Annotated in this window: 21 protein-coding genes; 11 read left to right on the forward strand and 10 right to left on the reverse strand. The window is 69.0% G+C overall.

Features of this window, described 5'->3' with window-relative positions:
- Positions 1–175 precede the first annotated feature (175 nt).
- The gene (locus AC1Q6E_RS01065) at positions 176–1780 is read left to right on the forward strand and encodes a hypothetical protein (protein ID WP_492572050.1); all 1605 of its coding nucleotides are present in this window, start codon (positions 176–178) and stop codon (positions 1778–1780) included.
- Positions 1781–1820: 40 nt separating this feature from the next.
- Here AC1Q6E_RS01065 and AC1Q6E_RS01070 read toward each other — a convergent pair whose 3' ends face one another.
- The 5 genes from AC1Q6E_RS01070 to AC1Q6E_RS01090 form a co-directional block, all read right to left on the reverse strand.
- A complete protein-coding gene (locus AC1Q6E_RS01070; RefSeq protein ID WP_492572051.1) occupies positions 1821–2723 on the reverse strand; it encodes an isocitrate lyase/PEP mutase family protein in 903 nt (300 codons plus the stop codon).
- A gap of 13 nt (positions 2724–2736) precedes the next feature.
- Positions 2737–3357 carry a cysteine hydrolase family protein gene (locus tag AC1Q6E_RS01075; RefSeq protein ID WP_492572052.1) on the reverse strand — a complete coding sequence of 207 codons (621 nt, stop codon included), beginning with the start codon at positions 3355–3357 and terminating at the stop codon, positions 2737–2739.
- A complete protein-coding gene (locus AC1Q6E_RS01080; RefSeq protein ID WP_152794023.1) occupies positions 3354–3884 on the reverse strand; it encodes a LeuD/DmdB family oxidoreductase small subunit in 531 nt (176 codons plus the stop codon). The genes AC1Q6E_RS01075 and AC1Q6E_RS01080 overlap by 4 nt, the downstream gene beginning before the upstream one ends.
- On the reverse strand, positions 3881–5158 hold the full coding sequence (locus tag AC1Q6E_RS01085; RefSeq protein WP_152794025.1) for a 3-isopropylmalate dehydratase large subunit: 1278 nt from the start codon (positions 5156–5158) through the stop codon (positions 3881–3883). The genes AC1Q6E_RS01080 and AC1Q6E_RS01085 overlap by 4 nt, the downstream gene beginning before the upstream one ends.
- A 125-nt stretch (positions 5159–5283) precedes the next feature.
- On the reverse strand, positions 5284–6069 hold the full coding sequence (locus AC1Q6E_RS01090) for a GntR family transcriptional regulator (RefSeq protein WP_296554623.1): 786 nt from the start codon (positions 6067–6069) through the stop codon (positions 5284–5286).
- Positions 6070–6180: 111 nt separating this feature from the next.
- On the opposite strand from AC1Q6E_RS01090, the gene AC1Q6E_RS01095 reads away from it, so the two are divergent.
- A complete protein-coding gene (locus AC1Q6E_RS01095; RefSeq protein WP_296554624.1) occupies positions 6181–7191 on the forward strand; it encodes a Bug family tripartite tricarboxylate transporter substrate binding protein in 1011 nt (336 codons plus the stop codon).
- 7 nt (positions 7192–7198) lie between these two features.
- Positions 7199–7957: a maleate cis-trans isomerase family protein gene (locus tag AC1Q6E_RS01100; protein WP_492572053.1), complete on the forward strand. Its 759-nt coding sequence runs from the start codon at positions 7199–7201 to the stop codon at positions 7955–7957.
- Between the two features lie 42 nt (positions 7958–7999).
- Here AC1Q6E_RS01100 and AC1Q6E_RS01105 read toward each other — a convergent pair whose 3' ends face one another.
- A complete protein-coding gene (locus tag AC1Q6E_RS01105; RefSeq protein ID WP_492572054.1) occupies positions 8000–9499 on the reverse strand; it encodes an aldehyde dehydrogenase in 1500 nt (499 codons plus the stop codon).
- 12 nt (positions 9500–9511) lie between these two features.
- On the reverse strand, positions 9512–10720 hold the full coding sequence (locus AC1Q6E_RS01110) for an FAD-dependent oxidoreductase (protein ID WP_296554627.1): 1209 nt from the start codon (positions 10718–10720) through the stop codon (positions 9512–9514).
- A gap of 181 nt (positions 10721–10901) precedes the next feature.
- Here AC1Q6E_RS01110 and AC1Q6E_RS01115 point away from each other — a divergent pair, with 181 nt between their 5' ends.
- The 3 genes from AC1Q6E_RS01115 to AC1Q6E_RS01125 all read left to right on the forward strand — a co-directional run bounded on the left by AC1Q6E_RS01115 (position 10902) and on the right by AC1Q6E_RS01125 (position 12914).
- The gene (locus AC1Q6E_RS01115; RefSeq protein WP_296554628.1) at positions 10902–11333 is read left to right on the forward strand and encodes a carboxymuconolactone decarboxylase family protein; all 432 of its coding nucleotides are present in this window, start codon (positions 10902–10904) and stop codon (positions 11331–11333) included.
- 31 nt (positions 11334–11364) lie between these two features.
- Positions 11365–12255 carry an RNA polymerase sigma factor SigJ gene (gene sigJ / locus AC1Q6E_RS01120; RefSeq protein ID WP_152794793.1) on the forward strand — a complete coding sequence of 297 codons (891 nt, stop codon included), beginning with the start codon at positions 11365–11367 and terminating at the stop codon, positions 12253–12255.
- Between the two features lie 176 nt (positions 12256–12431).
- Positions 12432–12914, forward strand: a complete 483-nt coding sequence (locus AC1Q6E_RS01125) for an LEA/WHy family protein (protein ID WP_152794035.1) — start codon at positions 12432–12434, stop codon at positions 12912–12914.
- Between the two features lie 7 nt (positions 12915–12921).
- Here AC1Q6E_RS01125 and AC1Q6E_RS01130 read toward each other — a convergent pair whose 3' ends face one another.
- On the reverse strand, positions 12922–13566 hold the full coding sequence (locus AC1Q6E_RS01130) for a TetR/AcrR family transcriptional regulator (protein ID WP_492572055.1): 645 nt from the start codon (positions 13564–13566) through the stop codon (positions 12922–12924).
- A gap of 104 nt (positions 13567–13670) precedes the next feature.
- Between AC1Q6E_RS01130 and AC1Q6E_RS01135 the strand changes: the two genes are divergently transcribed.
- Both AC1Q6E_RS01135 and AC1Q6E_RS01140 read left to right on the forward strand, forming a co-directional pair.
- Entirely contained in the window at positions 13671–14093 is a 423-nt protein-coding gene (locus AC1Q6E_RS01135; protein ID WP_152794039.1) for a VOC family protein, read from the forward strand.
- 113 nt (positions 14094–14206) lie between these two features.
- Positions 14207–15340, forward strand: coding sequence for a DUF5924 family protein (locus AC1Q6E_RS01140; RefSeq protein ID WP_492572056.1), 1134 nt, complete (start codon positions 14207–14209; stop codon positions 15338–15340).
- On the opposite strand, the gene AC1Q6E_RS01145 is transcribed toward AC1Q6E_RS01140, so the two are convergent.
- Positions 15242–16270, reverse strand: a complete 1029-nt coding sequence (locus AC1Q6E_RS01145) for a porin (protein ID WP_296554632.1) — start codon at positions 16268–16270, stop codon at positions 15242–15244. The two genes, AC1Q6E_RS01140 and AC1Q6E_RS01145, sit on opposite strands and share 99 nt — an antisense overlap.
- Before the next feature lie 217 nt (positions 16271–16487).
- Here AC1Q6E_RS01145 and AC1Q6E_RS01150 point away from each other — a divergent pair, with 217 nt between their 5' ends.
- The 3 genes from AC1Q6E_RS01150 (at position 16488) to AC1Q6E_RS01160 (ending at position 19195) form a co-directional block, all read left to right on the forward strand.
- Entirely contained in the window at positions 16488–17003 is a 516-nt protein-coding gene (locus AC1Q6E_RS01150) for a hypothetical protein (protein WP_152794043.1), read from the forward strand.
- Positions 16996–18297: a YfaP family protein gene (locus AC1Q6E_RS01155; RefSeq protein ID WP_492572057.1), complete on the forward strand. Its 1302-nt coding sequence runs from the start codon at positions 16996–16998 to the stop codon at positions 18295–18297. The genes AC1Q6E_RS01150 and AC1Q6E_RS01155 overlap by 8 nt, the downstream gene beginning before the upstream one ends.
- Positions 18298–18421: 124 nt before the next feature.
- Positions 18422–19195 carry a phosphatase PAP2 family protein gene (locus AC1Q6E_RS01160; RefSeq protein ID WP_296554636.1) on the forward strand — a complete coding sequence of 258 codons (774 nt, stop codon included), beginning with the start codon at positions 18422–18424 and terminating at the stop codon, positions 19193–19195.
- Here AC1Q6E_RS01160 and AC1Q6E_RS01165 read toward each other — a convergent pair.
- On the reverse strand, positions 19167–19847 hold the full coding sequence (locus AC1Q6E_RS01165) for an isochorismatase family protein (protein ID WP_492572058.1): 681 nt from the start codon (positions 19845–19847) through the stop codon (positions 19167–19169). The two genes, AC1Q6E_RS01160 and AC1Q6E_RS01165, sit on opposite strands and share 29 nt — an antisense overlap.
- Position 19848: the final 1 nt, after the last annotated feature.

Here is a 19848-nt window from a genome sequence, read left to right on the forward strand (position 1 = left end):
CCCGGGGGGCGCGGGGCGCCTGGACGTTGCCGGTGCCATGAAGCCGTCACACGGGCGGCCAACAATGCGCGTCGCCGGTGCCCACCCGCGACGCATCCCGACGCGGGCGGGCGCCGTCCGTCCGGTGCGGCCATTGAGCCAGCCTCCGCAGCACGCCACCCAACCTGACACGCCCATGAAGACACGCTGTTTCAACCGGCAGGCGCCCTCCCGCCCCGTCGCCGCCGCCCTGCTCGCCTCCCTCGTCCTGTCGCTGGCCGCCTGTGGCGGCGATGGCGACGGATCATCGGGAACGACGCCGCCGACCACGCCCCCCGTCACCCCTCCCGCCGCTTCCGTCGACGTCACCCTGGCCGGCTGGCCCGGCCTTGCCGGACTGACCGTCAAGGCGGACGGCAAGGAGATCGCCGTCGCCAACGGCGCCTTCTCGGTTGCCCAGGGCACCACGCTGACTTTCGAGGCGGGTGGCGTGGAACTGGCGTCGCTCTCGCCCCGGCGCACCATCACCGTGTTCGACCTCCTGCCCAGCCGCGACTGCCAAAGCTCGCTTGAGCTGGGCAAGCTGCTGAGCCTGCTGCTGGCGCTGGACAGCGACCAGGATCCCGGCAATGGGATCACTCTCGCCCCGGTCCCGCAGCCGGCCTCGGGGGTCAAGCTGGCCATGCTGAGCGAGCAGGAACTGCTCGCACTGGAAACCCGGCTCGTGGGCCGCAGCGTGCCGACGACAGATGCCCTGCGCGCGGCCAACGCGGCGCTCGACCAGGAGACCTGGAGCGAGTCCCTGGCCTCGCGCACCTCGTTCACGAACGACATGACCGTGTTGCAGAACTATCTGGACCGCGTCCTGGCCGAACTGGCCCGGGACCCCCGGACGCTGACGGGCTTCTCGTACCTGACCGACGACCAGGCCGCGCGCATCCCCGCGACCCTCAAGAGCCAGGGCATGGCCTTCGACGGCGACACGCCCGTCTTCTCGTGGCGCTACGGCCTGCAGCGCACCGACGCGGCGTACCAGGCCACCCTGAACCGGCCGCTGGCGCTGCCCGCCGACATCCAGGCCGAGTACGGCGCCAGCGCCGACGGGCCCCACATGGGCCACATCGGCGACATCGACATCCTGGACGGCAAGCTGTATGCGCCCATCGAGGACGAGGACGATTCGTCGCAGCAATCCTACATCGCCATATTCGACGCCAAGACGCTGCAGTACACCGGCGAGAAGCACGCGCTGCCGCTGCCCGAACACGCCGACGGGGTGCCCTGGGTGGCCGTGGACGGTCCCCGCAAGCTGCTCTACACGGTGACCTGGAGCACTTCGGCCGCCGACAAGCTGAACGTCTTCGACCTGACGACCTTCCGGCTGATCCGCTCCGTGCCCCTGCAGACGTCGTTCAACGGCAAGCGGGTGCAGGGCGCCAAGGTCTACCGCGGCATGCTGTACGCCTCCAGCGACACCAAGGACAGCGTGGCCGGGACCGACCTCAAGCGCAAGCGCATCTACAAGATCGACCCCGTCAGCGGCGCCGTCATCGAGCTGATGCACTACGACGAACCCAACCGCACCGAAGCCGAGGGACTGGCCTTCAGCGCCGACGGCACCATGCACCTGACGGTCATCGCGCCCTACACCACGCCGATCTACGGCCAGACGACCAACCCCAAGCCCTTCGACGAGAGCTACAGCATCGACGGCGACGACTGGAATCCGTCCGCCACCCTGCGCCACTTCACGCGCACCCGCGCTCCGCTGCGGGAGAAGATCTGCGCCCTGGGCGCATGACCACCGCCGGGAAGCGGCGGGCGGCCGCTTCCCGGCCCGCCTACGGACCTTCCGGAAGATCCGTGGGCGGAGTGTCAGCCATGGCGGCGTACGCGCTTCCCAGCCGCATCAGTTCCGGCGTGCCGATCAGTCCGTTCAGTTCGTCGAAATCCAGCATGCGGTCGCGCCAGGGTGCCGTCGTGCCGTGTCCGCGCAGGCTGGCGTAGTAGCCTTGCAGCACGTGGGCCACCGCGCGCGCGGTGCCGCCCGGAAAGATCGCGATGCCGAAGCCGTGCCGCTCCAGTTCCGCCGCGCTCTGGACGGGCGTCTTGCCGCCTTCCACCATGTTGGCGAGCAGCGGCGCCCGGCCTTTGAAGCGGCGGCAGGCCGCGTCCATCTGTTCCGGGGTCCTCAGGGCCTCGATGAAGAGTGCGTCCACCCCCGTTTCCAGATATCGCTCGGCCCGGTCCAGCGCCGCCTCCAATCCCTCCACGGCAACGGCGTCGGTGCGCGCCAGGATCAGGGTCGAAGACGACACCCGCGCATCCAGCGCGGCCTTGAGCTTGCCGGCCATCTCGGCGGCCGGCACCACGGACTTGCCGTCCAGGTGGCCGCAGCGCTTGGGAAAGGTCTGATCCTCGAGCTGGATCATCGCGGCGCCGGCGCGCTCCAGGCCGCGTACCGTGCGCATCGCGTTCAATGCGTTGCCGAACCCGGTGTCGGCATCGACGATCACGGGCAGCGATACGCGCTCGGTGATGCGCGCCAGCGTGTCGGCCACCTCGGTATAGGTGGTCAGGCCGACGTCGGAACGTCCGAGCCGGGTATAGGCGATGGACGCCCCGGACAGGTACAAGGCCTCGAAGCCCGCCTGCTCGGCGATCAGGGCGCTGAAGGCGTCGTAGACGCCCGGTGCGAGCACGATGCCGGGACGGGCCAGGCGGGAGCGCAGGTCGTGGGACATGGCGGCGTCTTCCTCAGTCAGTCAGGCCGCGCTCGAAGCCGCGGCAGTCGGTCACATCGGCGATGCCCGCCATGTCGGCCAGCGCCGTGGCGTGCACCTCCTCGCGGAACGCGGCGCAGCCGTCCGCCAGCACGGCAACGTGGTATTCGCGCATGTGGGCGTCGCGGACGGTGCTGGCCACGCCGCCGTTGGTCACGATACCGCACACGGCCACCGTGTCGATGCCCGCGTGGCGCAGCACCCAGTCGAGCTGCGTATTGAAGAAAGCGGAATACGCCACCTTGCAGACCGAGACGTCCACCAGGCCGTCCAGTTCAGCCACATTGGCCTGTCCACGGCTGCCCGGCGCGAAATCGCCCTTGCGCAGGAACGGCCGCAGGGCCGCCAGGTGCGGCGCGATCATCGGCTCGCCGCGGCCATCCGGCCACAGCGTGAACTGGCTGGCGACCACCATGCCGCCGGCCGTCTTCAGCGCCCGCGCCGTTGCCGCCACGCGCGGCGGCAACGCGGCAGCGGCGGCGCTGACCGCGCCGCCCCGGGCATAGGCGCCGTCGGGCGCGAGAAAATCGTTCTGCAGATCGACGATCAGCAGCGCGGTACGCGCCGGATCGGCGGGAAAGGGGGCGTTCGTCATGACGGTCGATGTCCGGTGGAAGAAGTGTCGAGGCCATCCCCGGCCAGGCGCTTGCGAAGCTGGTTCAACAAGCCGCCGCTACGGGCCATGTCGACCAGGAAGTCCGGAATGGCCTCGCACTCGAGCACCCTGCCGTCCCCGGTCGCCACCCGCGGCGTTGCGCCCAGGCGGATGTCGACCTGCCCGGCCTCGTCCAGCGACTCGGCCTGCGGGCAGGTCAACAGCATCAGCCCCACATTGAAGGCATTGCGGAAGAACAGGCCCCCATAGGATGGCGCGATCACCGCCGCCACGCCCAGGCGCACCAGCGCCGCCGCGGCCTGCTCGCGCGAGGACCCGATGCCGAAGCCCGGCCCCGCCGCCACGACGTCGCCGGGCCGCACCGACGCCGCGAACTCGGGCCGGACCGACTCCAGGCAATGCGTGGCGATGACGTCGATGCCGTGCTTCATGACGTATCCGGGCGCCAGCAGGTCGGTGTCGATGTCCCGCCCAAGCTTCCAGACACGATGCGTGGACCCATTCATGCCAGTACCTCGCGAGGATCGCTGATGACGCCGCGCAATGCCGAGGCGGCCACCGTGTAGGGCGAGCCCAGGTACACCTGCGCCGTGGGCGACCCCATCCGGCCCTTGAAATTGCGGGCGGTGGTGGAAATGACCGTGACGTCGTCCCCCATGGGGCTGCCATAGCCGGAGCAGGCGCCGCAGGAGGTCGGAAAGAGTTCGGCGCCGGCATCCATCAGCACCTGCAGCACGCCTTCGCCGCGCGCGGCGTCCTGGTCGCGCAGGCTGGCCGGAGCCACGATCAGCCTCACGCCCGGCGCCACCCGGTGCCCCTTGAGCACCGACGCCGCGGCGCGCAGGTCGTCGAGCTTCGCGCCCGTGCAGGCGCCCACATAGGCGACGTCTATCGGGACGCCGCGATAGTCGTCGACCGGCCGGGAATTGGCGGGGCTGTGGGGCGCGGCCACCATGGGCGCGAGCGCGCCGGCGTCGAAATCGTACCGGGTGCAGGCGGCGCTTTCGTCCGTGTACCATTCGCCGACATCGGGCACCTGCGCGCCGGTGGCGGCCAGCCATTCTGCCGTGACATCGTCAGGTGCGATCAGGCCGGCCTGGGCACCCAGCTCGGCGCTCATGTTCGACAGCGTCATGCGTTCCTGCATGCCGAGCGCCCGCACCGCCGGCCCGCAGAACTCCACGGCCTGGTAGGCACCGCCGTTCATGCCGAACCGGCCCAGCATGTGCAGCATCATGTCCTTGGCGGTGACGCCGTCGGACAAGGCGCCGGACCAGTACATGCGCAGGGTGTCCGGCACGCGCAGCCAGATCTCGCCCGTCACCACCACGCCCAGCATCTCGGTCGCGCCGATGCCGAACATGTAGGCCCCGAACGCCCCCCCCGTGGGCGAATGCGAATCCCCGCCCACGCAGAACATGCCGGGCAGGATGTGTCCGCCTTGCGGCACCACGACGTGGCAGATGCCCTGGCTGTCGTAGACATGCGGCAGGGCCTGCTCGCGCGCCCATTCGCGCGCGATGCGGACGATCCTGCGGGAGTCCTCGTCGCGCTCGGGCACGTAGTGGTCCATGACCAGCACCACGCGCGACTTGTCCCAGATGCGCGCGCCCAGCTCTTCCAGCATGGGCTTGAGCCGCCTCGGTCCCGACGAATCATGGAACATCGCGAGATCGACCTTGCAGGTCACGATCTCGCCCACGCGCACGCTGGCGCGGCCCGACGCGCGCGCGATCAGCTTCTGCGCCAGCGTCCGGCCTTCATCCGGCGGTGTATTCAAGCTGTCACCCGATATCCTCGAAGGGTCCCGCGGGATCCTTCCAATCTATTGTCCTAACAATAGTACATTTGATTCGGGTTCTTGTGTTCGTATTTGTGGCGCGCCGGACACCCCGGCGCGGCGCGTCAGCGCATATAGGCGTTGAAATCCTTGCTGACCCAGACCTTGGCGTCGATGTCGCCCACGCGCGACAACTCCATTTCGTACTCGTAGCGGTCGGGGCAATACAGCCCCTGCAGCCAGAGTACGGGACGATCGTTCACGTCGTAGACCACGCGGCTGACCGACAGCAGGGCGGATCCCAGCGGCATGCCGAGCAGGCCCGCGACGGTGGCATCGGCCTGGCGCGCGGAAATGCTCTGCGTGGCCCGGCCGATCTCCACGCCCGACTCCTCGATCAGCACCAGCATGGCCTTGCGCCCGAGCTGCCGGCGGCCGAGGTTGCCCGCGAATTCGCGCGGCACCCAGGTGGTGATGCAGGAAACGGGACCCGCTTTCGTGCTGCGCACGCGCACCGCCCGCAGCACCTGCGCGCGCGGTTCGATCCGCAGCATCCGGGCGACCGGCTCGGTAGCGGACACATGCTCGTGCTCGATGACCTTGACCGTGGTGTCCAGGCTGGCGGCGATGATGTTGTCCAGGAGACCCGCCATCCGGTGCGGGGACGCCCCACCCCGGGACGCCTGGCCTTCGGGCTGCAATCGCCGCGTGCCACGGCCGGCCGACCGCTCTATCAAGCCTTCCAGGGACAGGTTCTCGAGGGCCTTGCGCACGGTTGCCCGCGACACGGCGAATTCTTCCATCAGCTCCAGCTCGCCGGGCACGCGCTCGTCATACACGCCGTCGCGCAGCCGTTCTTTCAATACCAGGTAGACACTGTGGTACTTCGGCAGGGGCAAGGTTTGCTGCATAGGTGGCATTCTGTCTTATTGTCTGTCCAATAGAACAATTTAGCTTGACTCGATGGCGGAACCTGGCGGAATATCCACATGCCGCCGTACACATTTCCTTCAGGTCACGTCATGCGCAATCATATTACAGGGGAACACCGCGCCCGCCCCCGCGTGCTGAACATCTGCCGCCGCGCGTTCCTTGCAGTGGGTCTCGCCGCCGCTTCCGGCGCGGTCCTGGCCCAGGCCTATCCCGATCGTCCCATCAAGCTCATCGTGCCCTTCAGCCCGGGCGGCTCGACCGACGTCATCGGACGCCTGGTCGCCAACGCGCTGGCCGAGGAAGTGGGTCAGTCGGTCATCGTGGACAACAAGGGCGGGGCCGGCTCCATCCTGGGAACCGACCTCGGCGCCAAGGCGCCGCCCAACGGCTACACCCTGGTCATCACCAACGGCGCGGCCATCACCACCGGGCCGCTGCTGGGCCAGAAGATTTCCTACGATCCCTACCGCGACTTCACGCACATCATGCTGCTGGGCACCTTCCCCAACGGGCTGATCGTCCGCACCAGCCACCCCGCGAAGGACTTCAAGGAATTCGTCGAGCTGGCCCGCCAGGCCGGCGGCAAGTACAACTACGGCTCGGCCGGCGTGGGCTCGGCCGGCTTCCTGACCGGCGAGATGCTCAAGCAGAAGGCGCACATGGACATGACCCACGTTCCCTACAAGGGAACGGGTCCCGCCATGAACGACCTGCTGGGCGGGCAGTTGGACGCCATCTTCAACAACATGGCGGTCGCCTCGACCCAGGCCAAGGCGGGCAACGTGCGCATCCTGGCCGTCAGCGGTCCCAAGCGCGTCCCGGCCTTCCCCGACGTGCCGACGATGAACGAAGTCGTACCGGGTACGGTGGGCGAGGCCTGGTTCGGCGTCTCGTCTCCGGCCGGCACCCCCGCGGCGGTCGTCGACCGGCTCCAGGCCGCCCTCGGGAAAGTCATGGCCAACGCCGATTTCCGCGCCAAGCTGGCCGAACAGGGCCTGACCCCGATCGGCGCGCCGCAAGCGGAGTTCGTGAAGTTCCTGCATGACGAGGACCGCAAGTGGGCCCCCATCATCAAGGCTGCCAACATCAAACTGGACTGATCGCCGCATGGCCGTCGAATACGCACCCAAGGGGCTCATCGGCCTGCTGACCCCGCAGGCCAACACCACGGTCGAGCCCGAGTACTTCATCCTGCTGCCGGCCGGCTATGCCCACATCAACGCCCGCCTGATGAGCGACAAGTCCACCATCGAGGCACGGCTGGTGGACTACGTGGACCGGCTGGACACCGCCTGCGACCAGTTCGCCAACGCGCCCATCAAGGCGGTGGCGGTGGGCTGCACCGGAGCGTCGTATCTGGTGGGCCGCGCACGCGAGGAACAGGTGCTCGCGGGCATCGAGCGCGAGCGCGGCGTGCCGGCCTTCACCGCGGCCACCGCGGTGGTCGCCTCGCTCAAGCAACTGGGCGCACGCCGGATCGCCCTGGCCTCGCCCTACCCCGCCGGCCTCACCGCGACCAGCAAGGTCTATTGGGAGTCCCAGGGATTCACGGTCTCGCGCGTCGCCTCGGCCCCCATGGACCACACGCAGTTCCACCCCATCTATTCGATGAAGGCGGACGCCGCCGGCGCGCTGCTGGAAGAGCTGGCCCGCGACGACACCGACGCCATCCTGATGCTGGGAACCGGCATGCCCACGCTGGCGCCGCTGCTGGCGGCGAACGCCCGATCGCCCGTGCCGGTGCTGTCGTGCATGCTGTGCCTGGCCTGGATGGGCGTCTCGGCCGTGGACGGCCGGCCCGCGCCGCTGGAGCCCTGGCTGCGCGGCGACCACTGGCGCGAACGTCTCGCGCGGCAGCAACCCTGAGCCGCCGGGAGAACGGCGCTTTCCTCGGAAAGCGCCGTTTTTTTATATACCCAGGCGAGGTATCGACGGCGGCACCGTGGGCAGCATGACGGTCTTCTCGAACGTATAGAACTTCATGCTGGACTCGCCGCCCTCGCGGCCATAGCCCGACGCCTTGATGCCCCCGAAGGGCGCACGCAGGTCGCGCGTCATGGGTGTGTTGACCCATACCATGCCGGCCCGGATTTCCGTCAATGCGCGCATCACCGTGGGTTGGTGGTCGCTCCACACGTAGGACACCAGGCCGAACTCGCTGTCGTTGGCGATCGAGCAGGCCTGCTCCGCCGTATCGAACGGCACGATGGTGGCGAACGGACCAAATATCTCCTCCCGGCAGACGCGCGCCGTATTGTCCCGCGCCAGCACCACGGTCGGCTGGAAGTAGAAGCCGGGCTCCAGCGCCTCGACCGTCGCGCCGCCGCACAGCAGTCGCGCGCCGTCGGCACGGGCGATGTCCACGTACCCCGCCACCCGCTGCCGGTGGGCCTGGAACGCCAGGGGTCCGATCTCGGTGGCCGGGTCCAGCGGGCTGCCGATACGCAGCCGCGCGGCGCGTTGCGCGAAAGCCTCGACGAAGCGGTCCAGCACCGGACGCTGCACCAGGATGCGGGAACCGGCCAGACACTGCTGGCCATTGTTCGAGAAGATGCCGACCAGGGCACCGTCCACCGCGCGATCCAGGTCGGCCGACTCGAAGATGATGTTGGCGGACTTGCCGCCCAGCTCCAGCGACAGGGGCTTGAGCCCCTCGCCGGCGCTGGCCGAGATTCTCCGCGCCGTCTGCGTGCCGCCCGTGAATGAAACCAGGTCCACCTGGGGATGGGCCACGAGGGCTTCGCCCGTCACGGCGCCGCGGCCATTGACCAGATTGACCACGCCGGGCGGCACGCCGGCATCGATCAGCAGCTCCATGAACCGCGCGACCGCCAGCGGCGTCACCTCGGACGGCTTGCAGACGCAGCTGTTGCCGAACGCGATGGCGCCGGCGATCTTCATCGATGTCAGGGCCAGCGGCGCGTTCCACGGGCCGATCAGCGCCGCGACGCCCACCGGCTCGCGCAGCACCAGCGTCAGGTATCCATCGGTCTGGCCATGGAGCTTCTCCGCATGCTGGCCCAGGAATTCCGCGAAGAAGCGGAAGTTGTAGGCGGCGCGGGGTATCTGCCCCTTCTGCAAGTGGCGCATGGGAATGCCGGAATTCATGCACTCCAGATAGGCCAGTTCGTCGCGATGGCGATCGACCAGATCCGCCACCTTGCGCATCACCGCCTGCCGGGCCTCGACCGGCCGCCGGCGCCAGCGCCCGTCGTCGAAGGCGGCCCGGGCGGACCGCACCGCCGCGTCGACCTCGTCCGCCGACGCCTCGACCAGGGTCGAAATGCGCCGCGCGTCGCCGGGATGGATCACCGGCAGTTCGTATCCGCCCGCGTGCGTGAAGCGGCCGTCGATGAAACTCGATACTTGCTCGCGGATGGGAAACTCCGCCGGTGCTGGCTGGGTCATGGAGCTTCGCGCCTAGTCGATCGCGGCTGCTTCGCGCAGGCTCAGGATCATCGAGGTTTCCAGCAGGTACTCGCGGGCCAGGCGGGGATCGTCCGCCTTGCGCTTCAGGTCCTCCAGCGTCGTGCGGCGCTGCGATTCCCCTCTTTCCTGCATGCGGGCACGGTTGCGGCCGGACTGCTGCAGCACGTGCTTGATCGCGATCGGACGCCGCTGGCGCTCGTACTGGCCCAGGAGCGCGTCGCTCTCGCCGGCGTAGATGCGGCGCAGTTTATCGGTCAGGTTGAAGGCGTCGTGGATGCCGCCGTTCATGCCCATGCCGCCGCTGGGACTGTTGATGTGCGCGGCGTCGCCGGCCAGCACGATGCGGCCGTTGACGTAGTTGTTCACGACACGCTGGTGGATACGGTAGGGGCGGATCTCCATCACGTCGTAGGCCTGGTCCCGCGGCAGTACGTGCTGGAGCTTTCTCTGGATGGATTCGGGCTGGAGGGCGTCGTCGACCGTCTCGCCTTCCCACGGATACAGGCTGACCCGCCAGAGGCCGGGAAGCCGCAGCAGGCTGAAGGTGCCCGTGGAGGCCCAGCAATAGTTGATGTAGGACAGCGACGGAATATGTTCATGGAACGGAAACCGGGTGGTGGCCAGCACCGTGGTCTCGGGAAACGTATGCCCCTCGAAACTCAGGTCCAGCGCGGTCCGCACCGTGCTGCGGGCCCCGTCCGCGGCGATCAGGTAGCGCCCCGACAGTTCCAGGCGCTCCCCGCCCGGGGACACCACGATGGCGCGCACCGAGTCCGCGTCCTGCGCCACCTCCACGCACGGATGCCCCATCAGCACCCGCACCGCCGGCAGCTTTTCGCGGATGTGGGCGAGCAGCAGCTCGGACAGCTTCCATTGCTCGGTCTGCAGGCGATAGGGATGCGCGGTCTCGTCCTTGAGCGCCGACAGGTCGAATTCGGCGAACTCGCCCGTCTCGTGCATGCGCACCTGCCAGGTGGGGGCGACCAGTCCGGCTTCGATCAGCCCGGGCGTGATACCGTATTCATCCAGCATTTCCAGCGTGGGGGGATGGAAGGTGGAGGCCTTCAAGGCCCGCGACACCTGTTCATCGGCTTCCACGACGACGACTGGAATGCCGTAATGGCCCAGCCGCATCGCCGCGACCAGGCCCACGGGGCCGCCGCCTACAATAATGACCTGTTCGGGGGTCCCGGTGCTCACACGCTACCTCGCTTGGTTGTCGGACGCTTTTTCGGATCATTTCACATTTATTCTATTGACCTGTCAATAGGACATTTAAATCGCCCAGTCCACGCCGCCGGACGGGCGTCGGCGCCGGGACGTCACAAACCGGCAGGCTGGTTCGTCATATAGGCGTAACCCCCTTTTTCCGGAGATCGCCATGAACAACGCCTCGCCCGTCAATACCGCCGCCCTGCTTCCCTCCGTCTACCAGGCCTTCGCCGCCGCGCAGACGCAGATCCGCGAGCAGGGCCTGGACCCGCTGCTGCACCACCTCGTCGTCCTGCGCGCCTCGCAGATCAACCAGTGCGCCTTCTGCGTGAAAATGCACATCCGGGAAGCCCGGGAGGACGGCGAGACCAACGAGCGCCTGGACCGCCTGGTCGTCTGGGAGCACGTCAACGACTTCACGGAACGCGAGAAAGCCGCGCTGGCCTGGACGGAAGCCCTGACCGTGCTCGACCGCAAGACCGATTACGCCCCGCTGCGCGCCCGCCTGCGGGAACACTTCTCGGACAAGGAGATCGCCGCGCTGACCAGCACGATCGCGATGATCAACCTGTGGAACCGGCTCCAGGTCTCGATGCACTGATGGCGCGGCACGCAGCGTGGCAAAGATGAACATGATGGCGACCGATGGCACGGCGTTCTTCGAAGCACGGCGGCGATTCCTGTTCGGGCTGGCGTATCGGATGCTGGGCACGCGGGCGGATGCCGAGGATGCCGTGCAGGAGACCTTCATCAAGTGGCTGCACGCGGACCGCGGCGCGATCGCGAATCCGGCGGCATGGCTGACCAGCATCTGCACCAACCTGTGCGTGGACATGCTGCGCGCGGCGCACCGGACGCGGGTGGATTACGTGGGCTCATGGCTGCCCGAGCCCATCCATACCGTGGCGGACGACACGCCGGAATCGCGGCTGGAGCTCGCTTCATCGCTGACCACGGCGTTCCTGCTGGTGCTGGAACGGCTCACCCCCAAGGAGCGGGCCGCGTATCTGCTGCACGAGATCTTCGATACGCCCTACCCGGACATCGCCGCCACGCTCGGCATGCAGGAAAGCGCCTGCCGCAAGCTGGTCTCGCGGGCGCGCGAGGCCATCGAGTCCAGCAAGGTCCGGCACGCCACGCCGGCCGAACGCCAGGAGCAGTTGCTGTCGGCGTTCCAGGACGCCATCAACGGCCACGGCACCGGACCGCTGGCGGCCCTGTTGTCGGACGACGTCCGCTTTTCGTCGGACGGCGGCGGCAAGGCCATCACACTGCAGCAGGAACTGATGGGCAAGGTGTCGGTGATACGCTTCGTCGAACGCGGCCTGATACGGTTCTGGCAGGGCATGGATTGGATCGTGGCCGACATCAACGGCGCCAAGGGCGTGCTGCTGCGCGAGAACGGCGTGATCATCGGCGCGCTGACCTTCGCCTACGGCGAGAACGACGCGGTGTCCAACATCTACCTGATGCGCAACCCGGACAAGCTCGCCCGCCTGGGGTCTCCCCTCCCCGCGCGCTGACGCGCGCCCGGCATGGTGCCCCCCAGCCGCCACGCAGCAGCCCCCCGGGAGGCCGGGCCCCGCAGGGACGACGCTGGTGGACCGGCCAAGCCGGATCCGCGGCCTCCCGGGTCGGGTGACACAGGGGGCAATGGGCAACTAAGATGAAGGCCACGCGGCTTTCACGGGCACCGATCATGCACCTTCCCTTCCATGGATTTTCGTCGCCGCGCCGGGCCGCCCTGGCCGGTCTGCTGGCCCTGGCGCTGGCCGGCTGCGCCAGCCTGCCCGGCCGCGATCCGCTCAACGTGCAGGTCGCGGGCATCGAGCCCCTGCAAGGCCAGGGCCTGGAACTGCGGATGGCGGTCAAGCTGCGCGTCCAGAATCCCAACGACTCCGCGGTGGACTACGACGGCGCCGCGCTGGAGCTGGATCTGAACGGCAAGCGCTTCGCCACGGGTGTCAGCAGCGAGCGGGGCAGCGTGCCCCGCTTCGGCGAGACCGTGCTGACGGTGCCGGTGTCGGTGTCCGCCTTCAGCGCGATCCGGCAGGCCCTGGGCCTGGCGGATGGTTCGCGCCTGGATAACATTCCCTATGTGGTCCGCGGCAAACTGTCGGGCGGCATGTTCGGCACGACGCGGTTTTCGGACCAGGGCAGCCTGAGCCTGCCCGGATACTGAGGCGACCCTACAACCCTTTCTCCACCATTTCCAGCAGCCGCTGCCCCACCACCTCCATCTGCGCGGCGCTGAAGCTGCGCAGCGGCCCGTCTATCACCAGCATGGCCAGTCCATGGACGGACGACCACGCCAGGTATTCGGCGGCGAAGCGGCGCTCCGGCGTCAGCAGGCCCGCCGCCGCCATGCGGTCCAACGCGGCGCTGAGCAATTGGAACGGATCCAGTCCGCTGCGGCCGGCCTTGTCCGCGTCGGGCACCTTCAGCGGCCCGTCGGCCGGGGCGAAAGCGGTACGGAACAGGCCGGGCTCCTGCCAGGCGAAACGCAGGTAGCCCGCGCCCACCGCGCGCAGGCTGGCGCGGGCGTAGTCGGCGGGCGGGCTGTTGCCGTCCAGTTTGTCGAGTTCGGTTTCCATGGCGCTGGCCAGCGCGGACAGCGCGGCGGCCCGCACCGCCAGCAGCAGGTCTTCCCGGCTGGCGAAGTGACGGTAGGCGGCGTTCGGGACGACGCCGGCGCGGCGGGTGGCTTCGCGCAGCACGATCGCCGACGGGCCGCCCTGGCGGGCAAGCTCGATGCCGGCTTCCAGCAGGGCGCGGCGCAAATCGCCATGACGATAGGTGCTGCGCGAGGCGGGCGGGGTGACGGCGCTGGTCATGGGAACTCCATGTGGACACTGTACATTATCTCTGATAACTTATGTGTACAGCGTCCACAAAACGCCTCAGTCCATTCATCCAGTCGTCAGACGAGGAGACCCTCATGCATATCCAGCCCTATCTGTTCTTCGAAGGCCGGGCCGAGGAAGCGGCCGAGTTCTACGCCAAGGCGCTCGGCGCCCAGGTCACGATGATGCTGCGCTTCAAGGACGCTCCGCCGGCCTCGGGCGACAACGAAAATTGCGCGCCGCCGCCGGGGTCGGAAAACAAGGTCATGCACATGTCGCTGGAGATCGGCGGCGCCGTCGTGATGGGATCGGACGGCATGTGCAAGGGCCCGGCCGAATTCAAGGGCGTCTCGCTGGCGCTGAGCGTGGCCGACGATGCCGACGCGGAACGCAAGTTCGCGGCCCTGGGCGAAGGTGGCACCGTGATCGCGCCGATGACGCCCACCTTTTTCTCGTCGCGCTTCGGCATGGTGACCGACCGCTTCGGCGTGACCTGGATGGTCCAGGTCGCCCCCTGACCGGGGTCCGGGAAGGGGCTGGCACGGCACTGGGGGGACCGCGCGAAGCGCCGTTTCTCTCGGTGCTAACATGAGTGGCACCCGGCATTTTTATATGCCCGGCTGGCTTGACCGTGCCTATCTGGAAGACCATCCCCCTTCGACTCATCGCGCTGGCCCAGCGCTACCCCGGCACCATCGCGGCCTTCGGCTTCGCGTCCGGGGTGGTCAGCTTCTTCACCGTCGAGCGTCACGAGGCCTTCGCCCGCGTGATCGCGGCGGTGATGCTGCTGAGCTGGATCTGGCTGGTGCTGGAACAGGCGCTGCGGCAGCGCATCGCGCAGCGCTTCGGCTGGACCATCCCGACGCCGTTGCTGCGCTACGGCACGCAGATGATCCACCAGGAAGGCCTGTTCTTCGTGCTGCCCTTCCTGTACACCGCGACCACCTGGAACAGCGGCCAGGCCCTGTTCACCGGCCTGCTGGGCGTGGCCGCGCTGATAGCCCTGGTCGACCCGCTGTACTTCCGGTGGCTGTCGGCCCGCCGCTGGGTGTTCCTGACCTATCACACCTTCACGCTGTTCGCGGTGCTGCTGACCGCGCTGCCGCTGGTCCTGCACATCTCCACGGGCAACAGCTACAAGCTCGCGCTGGGCGTGGCGGTGCTGCTGTCCTTTCCCTCCCTGTCCGAGCTGGCTTCGCTGGAAGCCCGCTGGCGCAAATGGATGGTCGTAGTCCTGATGCTGGCGCTCGGCTCGGTGGGATGGCTGCTGCGCATGTGGGTGCCCCCCGCCACGCTGTGGCTGACCGAGGTCGCCATCGCGACCAGCATGGACAGCCGCAGCATGGAGGCCGGCGAGAGCCTGCGCGCCGTGACGCCGGCGCAGATGCGCGACCGGGGCATCTATGCCTATACCGCGATCAACGCGCCGCTGGGCCTGGAGGAACACATCTACCACGTCTGGCTGCACGACGGGCAGGAAATGGATCGCATCGCGCTGGACATCCGCGGCGGCCGCAAGGAAGGCTACCGGGCCTGGACCCACAAGCAGAACTTCCCCGCCGACCCTCGCGGCCGCTGGCAGGTCAAGGTGATGACGGACACCGGCCAGATGATAGGCACGCTGCGCTTCCGCGTGGAAGGCGACGATGCGCCGGCGCCGCCTTCGTCAGAAACTGTGATTCACCCCCATGCCGACGTTGGTCCTGCTCCCGTCGTTGGCCGGCCTGGCGTGGCCCAATCCGGCATAGACCTGCGTGCGCCTTGACAGCGCATAGGACACGCCGGCGCTGGCATAGTTGGTCGCGCCGCCGCGGCCATAACCCTGGAAGTCGCGGCCCACGCCGAACTTGAGCGTGGCCGCGCCGAGGCGGTGGGTCGCGGCCAGCATGGCGCTGGTGCGGCGGCGGCGGGTCTCGCCCAGGAAAACCTGGCTGGCGGCCGTCAACTCGGTCAGGCTGGCGGAAGCCATGACCCGCGTCGGCCCCGCCCCGTAGGCCACGCCGAGGAAATAGGTCTTGTCGTTCACGCTGTTGCGCTCGGCGGACAACAGGACATTCACCGCGCCATCGTCGTAGTTGGCTCCCGCCGCCAAGCCCCGCCTGCGCTCGACGGTGCCATTGGCATCGGGCACCTTGCTGCGCTCCCCGTGTGCCGCCAGATGGGCAGACCAGCCGCGCGCGACCGGCGAATCGTAGAACACCCCGTTGTTCGCGCGGTTGTAGTCGCCCAGCGGGCCGTTGCGATAGGGATCGGTCCGATACGCGGGGTGGTAGATCTGCCAGGCGATGGATGCCACCCGGTCGAAGTTGTACCAGGGGTCGAACTGCCAATCGAGCGCCCACATGGGCGTCATGGCCCGTCCCAGCCGCAACTGGCCGAAGGGCCCCTTCACGCCCACGGTGGATTCGCCGTAGAACAGGGGCGCGCCGCCGCTGGCCTCCAGGCGGCCGGTGTCGATCTCGAAACGGGACTGGAGATGGAACAGGGCGGCATAGCCGTTGCCCAGGTCTTCCGACCCCTTGATGCCCCAGTAGCTGCGCTGGATGTTGCCGATGGACGTTGCCCCGCGCGCCAGGCGGTAGATACCGGCATCGACCACGCCGTACAAGGAAAGGGAGGATTGGGCGCACGCCGCGGTTGCCGGCGCCAGCCACGCGGACAGCACGGCCAGCCAGGTGCGAGGCGAATTTTTCATGTTCTGGCACGCATGGAAACGAAGACCCGACGCAAGTGTGGCGCGATCGGCGCCGCTTGGCAAAGCGCCCCCCCCCGCCGGGCCTGCGCGGAACCCCCGACGGACAACTTCTCGCACCCACGCCCCGCGCGCGGCCGGCACGCGGCCTAATGACGCCTCGCCCGCGCCGCCTCGGCCGGAGCGCCTTCGCCATGCGGGCGAAGGAACGCCACGCATAGTGATCGCCATGACGCCGCGCCACCTGGGCTGCCTTGCCCTCGTCCTGTTCCTGCCTGCCGCCTGCGGCGGCGACGAACCCGCGCCGCCGCAGGCCCGTTCCATCGAAGACCTGGAGCGGCAAGGCCTGCTTCCGGTCCTGGACCGCTCCGAAAGCCTGGGCGGCCCCGACACCGACGGCAACGGCGTACGCGACGACCTGGACGCCTGGATCGCCCGCCAGGACGGAACGCCGGCCCGGCGGGACGCGCTCAGGCAGCTCGCCCGCGCGTTCCGCGACGCCCTGCTGATCCATGGCGACACCATCGCGGCCCAGGAAGCGGCGTGGCGCACCACCCGGGCGGTGGCGTGCGTGATGGCGCACAGCGGCTCCGGCACCGAGGGCGCGCACGCCGTGGCCGAGCTGCGCAAGATGTCCGCCAACACCAGGCCCAGGGTCCTTGCCTATCTCGACTACGCCGCCTCGCTGGACGGCGCCGTCCTGTCGCTGCCCGCCGGGAACGGATGCGATGACTAGCGCCCCGCGCCAGTGGGCCGGGGCGATGCTGGCGGCCGCGGGCATGCTGGCACAGGGCGCCTGGGCATCAGGCCTGTGTCCCGCCCATTCCCACACCCTTGTCTTCTTCAACGGGATCTGGAACACCCCCGACGACGCCGCGGGCGGCGCGCGGGCCCTGCTCGCCACGCTGGACGATGCGCTGGGACCGGGCGCCGGACTCGCCATCGGGGCCGAGGTGTTCTACAACGCCAGCGGCCTGCAGCGGGGCGCGCGCGGCGGCATCGAAGACCTGGTCGAGGTCTTCGAACAGCGCGCCGCGGAACTGGACGAAGCCTTGCGCCACCGTTGGGAGCTCTTCTGGGAAATCGTCGATGGCCGCCAGGATGGCTGGCGCAGGATAGCGGCCGTCCTGCCCCGCGCCTACGAACTCGCCGTCGCGCTGACCGACGCCCGCAACGCGCGCCTCGTCGCCCAGGCCACGGCGCTCGCGGCCCTGCCGCCGACCGGTGTCGACTACGCCGCCCATCGGCTGCGCCTGCGCACCCTGCACACGCTGGGGCGAAGCGTTCTGCTGGTGGGGCATTCGCAGGGCAACTTCTTTCTCGACACGGTCTACCGCACCCTGCCCGATCCATCCGCCATCTCGGCGGTCCACATCGCCCCCGCCTCGTCCCGCGCCAGCGGCCCGCATCTGCTGTCGGGGAACGACCTGGTGATCGCGGCGCTGCGCGGCGCGCTACCGGGCGCCCCGCCTCCGCCCAACATCTGGATCCCGCCGTCGATCCGCGACACCTCCGGCCACCAGTTGATCCAGACCTATCTGGACGCCGACCGCGGCGGCCGGTCCGCGGCCGGCGCCCTGATGGCCGGGCGCCTGCGCGCGCTGGCGGCCCCCGAGCCTCGGGCAAGCCCCGGATTCTTCACCGCCACGCTGGCGTGGGACGGCGAAGGCGACATCGATCTCCATGTCATGGAACCAGGCGGCGCCCACGTCCACTATGGCGCGCGCGTGGGCGCCAGCGGCACGCTCGACCTCGACAACACGGCGGGCCACGGCCCGGAACACTATCACGCGACCTGCGACCCGCAGCGCCTGCAGACCGGCATCTTCAGCGTGGGGTTCAACAACTACTCCGCGCCCCCCGGCAGGAAGGCGGTGTTGCAGATCGCCATCCCGGACCGCGGCGTGGCGCGCACCGTCCAGATGGATGCCGGCCCGCCGCGCGGCGAGGCGGGGGATGCCTCGCCACTCATCGTCCTGCGCGTCGCGGTTGCCCGGTCCGGCGGAACATGGACGGCGACGGTCCACTGATGTCCCGGCCCCGGACACGCGACCGTGCCCGGCGTCGAACGGCGGCCCGGATTCCGCGCCATCTCCGGTATTGTCATGTATCGTGGTGCGCGCCCGAACGCTGCACGGATGGCAAGATCGCACGATGACGACCCTGGAACTGATCGCCGGCCGCTATGCCGGCTTTGCCTTTCTGGCCTGGCTGGCCGGCGCATGCGCGCTCGGCCTGTGGGTGGGCCGCCTGCTCGACGCGAGCCGGTCGATCCCGGCACGCCGGACGCGCGTCATGGCCGCGCTGATCGTCGGCGGCGTCGCCGTGTTCGGACTCATCGCCGCCAACGTCGTGACCGAATCGCGGCTCGTGGCCGTCGACAAGGTGCTGGCCGAAGCCCTGGCCGAGCACGCTTCGCCGGCGTGGCTGCGGTTCCTGGCCGTACTGACCGTGGCCGGCGACCGCGACTTCCTGCTGGGACTCGGCACCCTCGTGCTGGCCTTGCTGCTATGGCGCCGCCGCTGGTACGACGCGCTGCTCTGGCTGGCGGGCACCCTGGGCGCGGCGGGGCTGAACGTGTTGCTCAAGAGCACCTTCCAGCGGGTCCGCCCCGAACACCTGCACGGTTTCACGCAGGAGCTGGGGTGGAGCTTCCCCAGCGGACACGCCACCGGCGCCATGGCGGTCTACGGCATGCTGGCCTATCTGCTGGCCGGCCTTGCGCCGCCGGCGTGGCGCAAGGCCATGGCCATGTCCGCCGCGGGCCTGATCGCCGCCGTCGGCTACAGCCGCGTGATGCTGCAGGTGCACTTCCTGAGCGACGTCATCGCGGCCTTCGCGATCACGGCGGCCTGGCTGATGGCCTGCGTGGCGGTGCGCGAGCGGGCAGGCCGCCCGCTCACGCCATCAGGCCCTCGATCTCCCTGACCTCGCGCACATCGCCGAAGTTCTGCACGAAGGTCTCCAGCGCCGCCCGGTGCTCCTCGTCGGACAAGGCCGCCAGGCAGTCCGCCACCATGATGGGGAAGAAGTCCAGCATCATCGCATCGCGCCCGGTGGATTCGCAGCAGATGTTGGTCTTGGTCCCGGCGATCAACAGATGGGTGATCCCCGCGCTGCGCAGCACCCGCTCCAGCCCGGACGAACCGTGCGCCAGCGCGCTGTAGCGATTCTTGGCCAGGTGGACATCGCCCGGGGCCGCCTCCATCCCGTGCCACAGCGCCTCGGCAGCCGGCTTCGGCGCGTTCGCCTCGATGGTGCGGGCGCGCACGTCGGCGGCCACGAAATGGTCGTAGAACCCGGACCAGTCCGATCCCTGTCCGACCGGCAGGTTCGCGTGCGTGACCCATGCGACCAGCCCGCCCCGGCGCCGCAGGAGACGGGTCAGGATGTTGATGTTGCCGACGATGGAGCGGGACTCGGGCACCTCGGCGGGACCGCCGGGGGCGACGAAGGTGGGCTGCATGTCGATGACGACGAGAGCCGTCCTTGCCGGATCCAGCCGCTCATGCAGATGGACGCGGCCACGCCGTGCGATGACGCGATCGACGATGTGCGGGCGTATCGGGAGCGTATGCATG

The sequence above is a fragment of the Pigmentiphaga sp. MLSB6-MA01 genome, assembly GCF_058793475.1.